Annotated in this window: 11 protein-coding genes; 5 read left to right on the top strand and 6 right to left on the bottom strand. The window is 39.0% G+C overall.

Going from position 1 to position 9,979, the window contains the following annotated elements; translation table 11 throughout:
* Window positions 1-168 precede the first annotated feature (168 nt).
* Window positions 169-441, bottom strand: coding sequence for a GlsB/YeaQ/YmgE family stress response membrane protein (locus BV375_RS04810; RefSeq protein WP_086689355.1), 273 nt, complete (start codon window positions 439-441; stop codon window positions 169-171).
* A 590-nt stretch (window positions 442-1,031) separates the two neighbouring features.
* Here BV375_RS04810 and BV375_RS04805 point away from each other — a divergent pair.
* The 3 genes from BV375_RS04805 to BV375_RS04795 all read left to right on the top strand — a co-directional run bounded on the left by BV375_RS04805 (window position 1,032) and on the right by BV375_RS04795 (window position 2,622).
* Window positions 1,032-1,187, top strand: coding sequence for a lmo0937 family membrane protein (locus BV375_RS04805; protein WP_086757830.1), 156 nt, complete (start codon window positions 1,032-1,034; stop codon window positions 1,185-1,187).
* Window positions 1,188-1,385: 198 nt separating this feature from the next.
* Window positions 1,386-1,760 (top strand): S-layer homology domain-containing protein, encoded by a 375-nt coding sequence (locus BV375_RS04800; protein ID WP_086757828.1) that lies wholly within the window; start codon window positions 1,386-1,388, stop codon window positions 1,758-1,760.
* Between the two features lie 289 nt (window positions 1,761-2,049).
* The gene (locus tag BV375_RS04795; RefSeq protein ID WP_086757826.1) at window positions 2,050-2,622 is read left to right on the top strand and encodes an HdeD family acid-resistance protein; all 573 of its coding nucleotides are present in this window, start codon (window positions 2,050-2,052) and stop codon (window positions 2,620-2,622) included.
* 114 nt (window positions 2,623-2,736) lie between these two features.
* Here BV375_RS04795 and BV375_RS04790 read toward each other — a convergent pair whose 3' ends face one another.
* The gene (locus tag BV375_RS04790) at window positions 2,737-3,801 is read right to left on the bottom strand and encodes a glutathione S-transferase family protein (RefSeq protein ID WP_086757823.1); all 1,065 of its coding nucleotides are present in this window, start codon (window positions 3,799-3,801) and stop codon (window positions 2,737-2,739) included.
* A 447-nt stretch (window positions 3,802-4,248) separates the two neighbouring features.
* On the opposite strand from BV375_RS04790, the gene BV375_RS04785 reads away from it, so the two are divergent.
* Entirely contained in the window at window positions 4,249-4,752 is a 504-nt protein-coding gene (locus BV375_RS04785; RefSeq protein ID WP_208099052.1) for a hypothetical protein, read from the top strand.
* Between the two features lie 344 nt (window positions 4,753-5,096).
* Here BV375_RS04785 and BV375_RS04780 read toward each other — a convergent pair whose 3' ends face one another.
* Together BV375_RS04780 and BV375_RS04775 are read right to left on the bottom strand one after the other, a co-directional pair.
* A complete protein-coding gene (locus BV375_RS04780) occupies window positions 5,097-5,684 on the bottom strand; it encodes an ankyrin repeat domain-containing protein (RefSeq protein ID WP_086757821.1) in 588 nt (195 codons plus the stop codon).
* A 219-nt stretch (window positions 5,685-5,903) separates the two neighbouring features.
* The gene (locus tag BV375_RS04775) at window positions 5,904-6,605 is read right to left on the bottom strand and encodes a M23 family metallopeptidase (RefSeq protein ID WP_086757819.1); all 702 of its coding nucleotides are present in this window, start codon (window positions 6,603-6,605) and stop codon (window positions 5,904-5,906) included.
* Window positions 6,606-7,145: 540 nt separating this feature from the next.
* Here BV375_RS04775 and BV375_RS04770 point away from each other — a divergent pair.
* Window positions 7,146-7,532: a hypothetical protein gene (locus BV375_RS04770; RefSeq protein ID WP_086757816.1), complete on the top strand. Its 387-nt coding sequence runs from the start codon at window positions 7,146-7,148 to the stop codon at window positions 7,530-7,532.
* Window positions 7,533-7,556: 24 nt separating this feature from the next.
* Here BV375_RS04770 and BV375_RS04765 read toward each other — a convergent pair whose 3' ends face one another.
* Together BV375_RS04765 and BV375_RS04760 are read right to left on the bottom strand one after the other, a co-directional pair.
* Window positions 7,557-8,810 (bottom strand): lipid-A-disaccharide synthase, encoded by a 1,254-nt coding sequence (locus BV375_RS04765; protein ID WP_086757814.1) that lies wholly within the window; start codon window positions 8,808-8,810, stop codon window positions 7,557-7,559.
* Between the two features lie 245 nt (window positions 8,811-9,055).
* Complete coding sequence (locus tag BV375_RS04760) at window positions 9,056-9,805, bottom strand: FkbM family methyltransferase (RefSeq protein ID WP_086757812.1); 750 nt, start codon at window positions 9,803-9,805, stop codon at window positions 9,056-9,058.
* Window positions 9,806-9,979 lie beyond the last annotated feature (174 nt).

Here is a 9,979-nt window from a genome sequence, read left to right as displayed (position 1 = left end):
GGACTGATTAACTATGAACTTGCTCTTTTTTCTTGATTCATGCAAGAGGTCTAATATATAGCGCCAGCCTACTACAGCCAGCGCTATTTCTTTAATTTAATTCAGGGATAAAAATAGTTAAAGTCAACTCCCTGAGGTTTACTAAATAGTGGATTACAACTTAACTTTTTATAGAGCACTCCGATGAGTTAGTAAGTTCCACAAGAAAACGGCAACAATTGCACCAATAACGGCCACTATGATCCCTGTGATACTAAGGGTAGGAGCAGCTAATGCCAGGGTTCCTGTACTGAAAAATATACCCAAGCTACCGCCTACAAATGCACCAATGATGCCTAGCAAAATTGTTCCTAGAATGCCGCCGCCTTGATGACCGGGATAGATAGCTTTAGCAATAGCACCGGCAATGAGACCTAAAACAATCCAAGCAAGAATGTTCATAGCTTTAAGTTAACAAAAGAGTTTTTACTGTTGTCCTTAAGTTAACATTTCAAAGTTTGCTATTCTATCTACCTCTAGAACTAATTGTTATAGTCTGAAGGTATAGCCAAATGATTAAACCTTTTTACCTAGACTTAGGCTAAATTCAATTATGAAAAGTTAGTTTTGCTTCAATAAATAAAAATTTACAAATTCATGATTGCTTAATAATTGCAATAGTATAATTTTAATTATTGAGAGAAAATTTACTGATGCATGGAGTCTGGAAGCGATGCGATCGCCAAACAGTACACCAGTTAAAAGAAAGTACTATAGGCAAAAACCTCATAACCCTTAATAAGAAGGTTTTCCTAAATTGTCCCAAGCCGAGCAGGCTGTGATCTAAGTAGAAATTCTCAATTTGGGTAAGAGCGATCGCACTGTAAAACAAGGGATTGCTTTAGGGGAAATCCAATGAGGAAATTTTGAATGCTCTACAGCGTTAAAAAACTTATCAATTTACTTAGCAGAAATTCATCCGCAAGATAGTTTTCAACAAATTCACATTATCTATAGACTATTAGCTAATAATGTTTTGATAGTAAAAAATTATGCTAAGTTTACTTTGGACTCTTGCAGTTGTACTGTTTGTTTTCTGGGGTTTAGGTTTAGCGTTGCACATTGCAGGCAATCTAATACATATACTGTTAGTTTTAGCAGTTGCTATAGCTATTTATAATTTTCTAAAATCACGTACTGCTTTTTAGACAGACCCTACCAATAATAAAAAGATCTATCTGGGTATTGTAAGGGTCAGGTTATAGTTGGCTAGATATTAGCGAATCTGCACCAGGTAAGCCTTGAATCACCGTTGCTTGCTAGTTTCAGCTCTTGCTACCCTACTAAAATCAACTAATTTTGGTAAGGTAAAGAATGTAGACGGCTTCTAGCTGCGATCAATATTTATGTTGAGAATTTCATTAATTTCTAGCTTGCTAAATCCAGCGACCCTTGCAACTACTTTGGCACTGGCAACAATTGCCTCTTATCCATTGAATGCTTGGTCACAAACACCGAGCGATCGCAATGTCAATCCCCAGCAAGGTTGTCTATTGGGGTATCCTGATGGTACATATAGAGGCGATAGACCAGTAACGCGTAATGAATTCGCAGCTGGGTTGAATGCTTGCCTCAATCAGGTAAACGAAATTATTCCCAATAACAGGGCAAATTTAGCAACAAAGCAAGACTTAGAAATTTTACTCAAACGCCAGAGGGAGTTAAACGCACAGCTTCAAGACCTTAACCAACGAGTAGATACGATACCTAACAAAAAATAAAGTATTTTACATTGTTTTAAAGTAAGGAAAGAAGAATTTATCTTTTTCCTAATGATTTTATCTACCAAAAGATAGAATAATGCTTGGTAGACACAGAATTTTTTGTTTATTCTTTTAAGTGTTATGTAAAGCTACAACCATGACTTATGGTTAACTATGCGATGGCATGAACATTGATAATACTCTGGATGAAATTAATACCTATAAGTCTACCTTAGGGTGATGCATTACTAGGAGAAAATTCCTTAGCCTAAATTGAGAGTTCAATTAGGCATCGGGAAAAATTTTTATGACAACCAATGTTCCCACTGATATCAACAAGAGTGATAATAGGTCGCTTTTAACTGGCGCGCTCTTGACTATTTTAGGAATTATTGCGATCGCATTACCTGCTATATCAACAATTTTTGCAGAAACTTGGGTTGCAGTAATTCTGGCTTCTGCTGGATTTGCTAAATTGTTTTATGCCTATAACACTCGCCAGTCAGGCGGTTTTGTCTGGAAACTTTTGTTAGGCGTACTGTACATTGCAACAGGTGTAATGCTGTTGATTTACCCCTCTACAGGTATCCTGACATTGACTTTATTAGTTGGTAGTTTCTTATTAACCGAAGGTGTTTTCGAGTTAATTTTGGCATTTAGACTACGCCCACAACAGAACTGGACATGGGTATTGGGCGATGGCATTATCACTTTGATTTTGGGTGCAATGATTTGGTTCCAGTGGCCCTTTAATGCACCTTGGTTGATTGGAACACTACTTGGCGTTAGCATTCTATTCACCGGTGTTTCACGGGTAATGCTGTCATTGAATGGACGTTCTACCTTGAGTAACCCTGACCAAGCAGCAGGAACTGCTTAAGGCTGGAGTTTTATCTAGGGTGAGCATTGCTTTAAATTTCATGCTCACCCATGTGAAGCGATCGCATCATTTGAAATATGCTGATTTAAGTTGACTGCGATCGCTCTTGATTTTTTAGACTTGCAGATCTGCACTCTTACCAACTCGATGGCGAGCGTGCGGTTTTAGCAGATATGTCATATCAGGCCCAGAGGGAATAATACCACCGGGATTGAGTGGAAACAGGTTGCCATAGTAGTCTTGTTTCACACTTTCTAGATTGCAGGTGGCAGCAACACTCTGAAGCTGATACATATCACTTAGGTAGCCTCCTAAGTTGGGATAATCTTGAATTCTATGGCGATTACACTTGAACAGCCCATAGTAAGCAACATCAAAGCGAAACAATGTTGTAAATAGGCGAACATCTGCAAGGGTGACATTATCCCCACACAGGTATCTACTTGTCTCTAGCGCTGCTTCAATCTCATCTAAGGTAGTGAACAATTCGTCGCTAGCTTGATTATAAGCTTCTTGAGTTTGGGCAAAGCCGCAACGATAGACTCCGTTATTGACACTGTTATAAATTTTCTCATTCCACCAGTCAATCTTTTCTTTTAATCCTTCAGGGTATAAATTCAGAGTGGGATTGAGAGCCAACTCATTGAATTCTGAGTTCAGCATTACAATAATCTCTGCACTCTCATTGTTGACGATAGTCTTTGTTTGTTTGTCCCATAAAACGGGAACCGTAGCGCGTCCAGTGTAACCAGTTTGAGCAAGCTCATACAATTGCGCAAGGCTGGCGCAACCCTCTTCTTCTTGATTAAACACCCAGCCGCCTGCGATCGGTGAAGGAACAACAACACTTACTGATATGACTTCTTCAAGTCCTTTAAGTGCTCGTACAATTAAGGTGCGGTGCGCCCAAGGACAACTTAGCCCAACATAGAGGTGATAGCGCCCTGCTACTGCTGGGTAAAGGTTACCTTTTTCTGCACTAATAAAATTCCTAAACTGACTGCTGGGGCGAATATACTCTCCCGATGGATTACGGGGAGCAATTTTTGACATCATCGTATGCCACATAGTTTCCCAAACAAACTTACCCAGCTTGATAATCAGCTTTGGCGGCAGTGATTTTCCCTTCTTTTTTGTCGAGGTACTAGAACCTACATTAAAATTTTTGATATCAGTCATGGTTAAGGATTACGGGTAGCGTAAAGGCTTTATATTAGAAATCAAGCTCTGCATATTGAAAGAATTTCTTCACTCGCAATAAACATCCATCTTTTGCATCTCTACTATTTGGATGGATTTAGCTCTATCTCTAGTATTGTTAACAATTTATATTTACTATCAATTTTATCACTTAAGCGGGAAGAAACTTATATATTTTCTCTCTAAAATAAACATATAAACGATAAAACATTTTTAACTTGCTACTTAAACAAAAACTTTTTTGAAATCAGTTACTACCAATTTGATAGATGAATAGTTTTAGTTTTGGGTAGGAATTTGTTATAAAAACGCGGATATTTATCTATTTCTATTAACATTTATCCGTGTTTAGAAAAAAGGATTTTTACAAAATTATCGACATTTCAGCAGTTTACTCATCGTTATAACTCTTTTAATTATCCCAAGATGAATACACTTGATCAAAATAAATCTAACCAGGATGCTAAGGCTCAGAACAGCCCTCGGACTCTAGGGCTTCAGGACGCAACATTATTGCTGGCTTTAATACTGATAGCTGGTTTTGTGAGGTTAGGCAACATTAACGACCAGGATAAAAGCACCTTTCCCAGTCTTATCAGTACATCAGAAGTAGTTGACAACAAAGATGCATTTATAGGTAAAACTGTAACAATTAGAAGCAAGCCAGTTCAGAAAGTTGGTTTAAGCGCTTTCACAATTAATGATGAGCCACGAATTAGCAAAGCACCTATATTAGTGGTGAATGCATCAGGTGTACCTTTCGATCTGCCCGCTAATCGAAACAGAAAAGTAGAAGTTACTGGACAAGTTCGTAACTTAGTTATTCCGGAAATTGAACGAGATTTTAATGTGAGTTTAGAAGACGATAACTATAAAGGATATATCAACAGACCTGCGATTATTGCTAAGTCTATTAAATTAGTACAATAAGATTTGTTTTAAGCAACCATCATTAACTGCATACGCAGCATTAATGAAAACCCTTTTTTTCTTTGTGTGTTCTTATCTGAGTAAACCTGCGCCAGTCGCTGACTACAAACGCTGAAAGTTGCTGTAACTAAAGTAGTAGTAATACTTAAAGAGAAGCAACTACCTCTCTAAGCATTTTGGGCGAGAAAAAAGGGTTTTCTGGTTTTTGCACAGATGCACGAATGATAACTAATCAACTGGTGGACTTGACCTTAGACATAGGTAGGTTCAACGATCGCTAACCTAAAAAGCCAAATGGGATCTAGGGATTATTATACCTAGTCTGATCGCATCTTAGTTCTTGACTATGATTTTGCGCCCGCTTGCTTAAGGATGGCAACTATCTTCTGCCAATTGCCTTGGGTTGCGACACTGAGCGGTGTAGCTCCCATCTGGTTTTTGGCATTTAGCTGTGCTCCCTTGGTAATTAACATCTTCACCACCTTTGCATACTCATCTTCATAGTGGCTAGCTACTGGTGAGCAAGAAAACATTAGTGCAGTGCTACCTTTTTTGCTTTTAGCATTAACTAAAGCACCTTTATCAAGCAGAAATTTCGTCATTTCTGCGCCAGCACGATATGTATATCTGGCTGCAACCATCAACGGAGTTATGCCATTTGTATCGGGTAGATTCACATTTGCTCCTCGCAGCAGCATTAGTTCCACACTCTGCATGGAACCGTCACTTACCGCCAGCGCAAAATATTTATTCGGATCGCCGCCATTATCTAGAAACTTCTTCAGCACATCGACCTGATCTGTTGACACCGCCTCAACTAATATGTCTTCTTGGGTCTCGACTTCTGCTTTTGCTGATGCGATAGAAGGTGCCCAGAGCAACATTAATATTAGTAGCAATCCCAGATTACGATGTGAGAATTTTATTTTCATAGCTCAATGATATAAATACACTTGAGCCACACTTCACATCAAGAATAAGAATTTCCGGAATGTATAAATTTTTCTGAACTAAAGAGTCAAGGATCAAGAGTCAATGGTTAAGGTCATTCATTGATTGTTATTGTCCCTTTGTCCTCCCGAAGTTCAGATCGCCGGAAGCCGGCGCTCCGACTTCTCTCCTTGTCTCCCTTCGAGTTCATGTCGAACTATTTAATAGCCAGAGTCGCGAGTATACTGTGACTCTTGAATAAGAACTTGTGACTGTTGAGCATTAATTGTTGACCCTCCTCTTCTAGCAATTTGCTGTTGCGAAAACATTTCTCGCAGAACCATTGCTGGGTCTACATAGTTGTTATCGTACTTCAATCCCCAGTGCAGGTGCGGCCCGGTGGTGCGTCCGGACATTCCTACCCTGCCAATTCTCAGACCAGTTGGTATTGGTTGACCTTCAGCAATTTGAATTCCACCTGGGCGATCAACTAAATAACGGCGACCAGAGACGGTTTCCACATGCCCTTCCATGTGGCAGTAGGTGTGCTCCCACGCTCCCGATTTGATGATTATATGGGTGCCACAGGCATTGCGATCGCCAACTTTAATGACTGTACCACCCCACCAATTGCGAATGTAACTACCTTGAGGGGCAGCAATATCTAAGCCTCCATGAAATTCCCAGTTATCACCGCCTGTAGCAGAACGGCGATAACCAAAGGCAGAACTGTAACTTTGAAAGTTTTCTACAGGGAAAGAAGCGGCTAGCCAAGCGTTACCTGTGTTTGCTTTGTTTGATTTAGCTTCTCTAGCTCTGGCAACTTCTGGTTTAGGTAATACAGTAATTAAACTTACAAGACTCAACCCTAATATTAATAAAGTAGCTCCTGATGCTAATACTTTTTGTCGCCGCTTACTCATTTTTTTATTCCTCAATTCAATAAAATTATCAGTAAATTGCTTGAAAACTTAAGTTGAATCTAACTAAAAAAGCTTTTGTGAAAGCTACTTAATTATTGATATCTCAATATTGATGACATGACAATCTTTGGCTCGTCCATATTACCATACCAAGTTATCTAGCTGACAATATCAAGCTTTTTTAACTATCAAATTTATCCGTTCAACTATTGAAATTTGAAACCAGAAAATCAGACGTAATCAGCATTTTTAATACATTTCAGTACACAAGTATAATCGCTAATTAGCGCAGCTGTTAGCTAGTAATTACGGATTAAGTAATATTTAGTGTGGAATCTTTATGCTAGTTTTTACGGATGTGATTGGTATGCTAATTCATACATAAGTGGCTGTAAACAACGCTATGGCTGAGATAATTTACCTAAAAGAGAGTTGCCAATCCGGCAAAAGCCTGATAATTTAATTTATTTAAAAGGTTAATTTAGCATCTATCAAAGTTTTATAGCTAAAAATTGCGCCTTTGTAAGACTCCGACAAACTATGTTGACAGACATTTGGCCTTTCCACTTTGAATTGGACACAATTGCGATCGCAGGAGCGAGTTTGTGGTCTTTGGCGCTATATTTAGCTTTTAACCCGCTCAGTCAATGGGTAATTGAGCAGCTGAACCGTTGGTTTAACTTTGCCGAGCGATCGCTTTACACCAGCCAGTCAGAATTTGAAAAAACTCGTAAGGGCAGAGAATCCCAAAACGCTTTTTACGCTTCGGTGTTTAGTATTGTGCCTTTTTTAATAGTTGGTGCTTTAGTTCACTGGGGCGTAGAAATTAGTTTGGGCCCTAGTTGGGGAATTAGCACAGGTATACTCGCTGCTATTGGTTCCGGTATTTATGAACTAGGGCGACGAGATGGGAGTTCTTCGGATTAAGGCAGAGGGCTAAAGGTAAAATCCCTACATATCTATTTCTTGCTTAACCAAAGTTGCTAATTTTTGTGCTGCTCCTGCTTCACCTCTAACATTGCGTAGCTCGAGTTGCATTTGCGCTAATTTTTCTGGATGAGCCAGTAAATCTAATACCATTTCTCCAATTTCCGGTGGTTGGAGTTGTCCTACTAGTTCCGGTACTATTTCTTCTTGTGCCCAGATATTTGGCCAAGCTAATAGACCTTTGCGTCTAAGAAATAACCAGTTAATTACTTTGGCAAAGGTCGAACCAACACCTGGTAAATTAGCTAACAATCCTGGCAAACCATCCCAAGAACGCATGGCATCAAGTTGTTGCGTTGGTAGCAAAACTAGCATTGGCACAGCTAGAGCACCGAGTTCGGCTGTGTTGGCTCCGACTGTAGTTAAACAGATACTACATTGAGATAACAAGTCATAGGCTGGGGTTTCTTGCCAAAGTTCCACAGTTAAGCCATTGGCTGTTTTGAGTGCTGGCTTTTGTTGGTTGTCATCTGAGAAAATTAAGGAAGCACCGCCAAAGCCGAAGGTTTCAACAAAAGGATTTTTCTGAGGATCGGCAAAATTAGCTAAAGTTTGTAAATCTAAAGTTGGTGCTACGGGAATTACAAACTGAGTTTGGGGTCTTTTAGCTTTGACGTATTCTGCGATCGCTAATGTTAATGGTACTCCTTGAGCTAACTTGGCGGCTTTTGACCCAGGTAACAAACCGATGCGTTCAGTGCCGAGTCCCGAGTCCTGAGTCCTGAGTGAACTCTGCGCCTCTAACATCAAATCCCCCACAACAGTAAATTTGTGGGCATATTTCTGGGGAACGCGTTCAGCAACTTTCGCTTTCATCACACCAAAGCGGTTAATCAAGCTGTACCAGCGAGCATCCCATTCTGCGTAAATAACTGTGCTGTAACCAAGTTTTTTACCGATGACAACTGGAAAAAATTGATCCCCGCCTAAGAAAACAATGACTCCGCGACTTCTCCAATCCCAATTATCAAAAGTTTTACCCCAAAGTAAAAACTGCCAAAAATGTTCGGCTCCCTGAACTCGGTCTACTTCTGGGTAAGAAAGGGCGATCGCTGCTTCTTTACCGCTAGCATGTGGACAAGGGGATAAAACTACGGAAATCCTAACAACAGAACGATCATCACCCAGTTGTTGCCGCAATGCCCTCACTACTGGACGTACCCAGGTCGTTACTTCCCCAGGCCCATTGGAGAGAATGAGAATATCTACTGGAGTCATGAGTTAATGCTGAAGAGTTAGGGGTTATTAGTTAAGAGGCAAATATTATCTGATTCGTTCCTAAGTTACAGGCATGATACTACTAAATATAATTGCAGGCTATGTTTGATAACATCTGTAAATTTCTTGCAGCAAGTTCAGCAGTTACAGGCTAAAACAGACGATAATCAAGCACAGTGACAATATTGTCCGTGTCTTATAGCGAATTCTCGCAGTCAAAAGTCAAACGCGACTTTCAAAAATTTTTAGTTGCCTTTAAAGAAAATGCCTATAGCTTGCAACATTCTACCTGTACGATAATCTGTAAATCCTGGATAGATATTATAAAGCTTAAATCCTAGATTTTTCATTTTAATTAACATTTCATCAAATAAAATTTCGCCCTTATATAAAGGAACAAAAGACATTTCTAATTGGATACCTTGGATGTTTGGTAAAATTTCTTCGGCTCCAGCTAATACTTGATCTTCAAATCCTTGGACATCAACTTTAAGAAAAGTTGCCTTGGCTTTTTTAATGTACTGCCCAGCTATATCAGATAGCCTATATATCTTGACTTTTTCTGAACCTACATAAGCAGATTGTGGTGCAGCATCTAAATGTGCTTGCAACATAGGTAGTATAGAACTGCTTTGAGAATTATTAGAGATATTTATTTCAATCTCTCCGTTGATATCTCCTATTGCACATCTTTCTGCCACTATCCATTGAGGATGACTTTGACTGGCTGTTACCAATTGCAAATAAGCAGATGATAGTGGTTCAAAAGATACTACTTTGCAATCATATCCTGATTCATAAAGCTCTTTGCCGAACTGTCCAGTATTAGCTCCTACATCTAGCATTAAATCTATAGAATTTAATGTTAATAGCTTTAAAAAGCTAGACCCTTCGCGATCAAAATTTATTGCTTTTGCCCTTTCTAGAGGTGTAGGGTAATACCTAACTATATCTATGCCAAATTTACGGGTAAAATTTTTCAAGGCTGTCTTCATAATTTTATAGTTATAAAATTTAGCTGTGATTTTTAATGCTCTTTCCTGTATAAACTTTGCTACTCTTGATTGTCAAGCAAATTTATTAAGTGAAAGTACTTAAAAATAGTAACTTTAATTACAAGGTAATTGTACAAAACTACAGTACTTTGAGAAACATCAAAAGAATGCCTC

Origin of the sequence: Nostoc sp. 106C, assembly GCF_002154725.1 — a bacterium.
Lineage (GTDB): Bacteria > Cyanobacteriota > Cyanobacteriia > Cyanobacteriales > Nostocaceae > Aulosira.
This window is presented reverse-complemented; position numbering and strand designations above follow the sequence as displayed.

Bases quoted from the DNA above. Each gene is read 5' to 3' on its own strand.
- BV375_RS04810 (WP_086689355.1), bottom strand. From the start codon at position 441: ATGAACATTCTTGCTTGGATTGTTTTAGGTCTCATTGCCGGTGCTATT.
- BV375_RS04765 (WP_086757814.1), bottom strand. From the start codon at position 8,810: ATGACTCCAGTAGATATTCTCATTCTCTCCAATGGGCCTGGGGAAGTA.
- BV375_RS04790 (WP_086757823.1), bottom strand. From the start codon at position 3,801: ATGACTGATATCAAAAATTTTAATGTAGGTTCTAGTACCTCGACAAAA.
- BV375_RS04780 (WP_086757821.1), bottom strand. From the start codon at position 5,684: ATGAAAATAAAATTCTCACATCGTAATCTGGGATTGCTACTAATATTA.
- BV375_RS04760 (WP_086757812.1), bottom strand. From the start codon at position 9,805: ATGAAGACAGCCTTGAAAAATTTTACCCGTAAATTTGGCATAGATATA.
- BV375_RS04800 (WP_086757828.1), top strand. From the start codon at position 1,386: ATGTTGAGAATTTCATTAATTTCTAGCTTGCTAAATCCAGCGACCCTT.
- BV375_RS04775 (WP_086757819.1), bottom strand. From the start codon at position 6,605: ATGAGTAAGCGGCGACAAAAAGTATTAGCATCAGGAGCTACTTTATTA.
- BV375_RS04785 (WP_208099052.1), top strand. From the start codon at position 4,249: ATGAATACACTTGATCAAAATAAATCTAACCAGGATGCTAAGGCTCAG.
- BV375_RS04770 (WP_086757816.1), top strand. From the start codon at position 7,146: ATGTTGACAGACATTTGGCCTTTCCACTTTGAATTGGACACAATTGCG.
- BV375_RS04795 (WP_086757826.1), top strand. From the start codon at position 2,050: ATGACAACCAATGTTCCCACTGATATCAACAAGAGTGATAATAGGTCG.
- BV375_RS04805 (WP_086757830.1), top strand. From the start codon at position 1,032: ATGCTAAGTTTACTTTGGACTCTTGCAGTTGTACTGTTTGTTTTCTGG.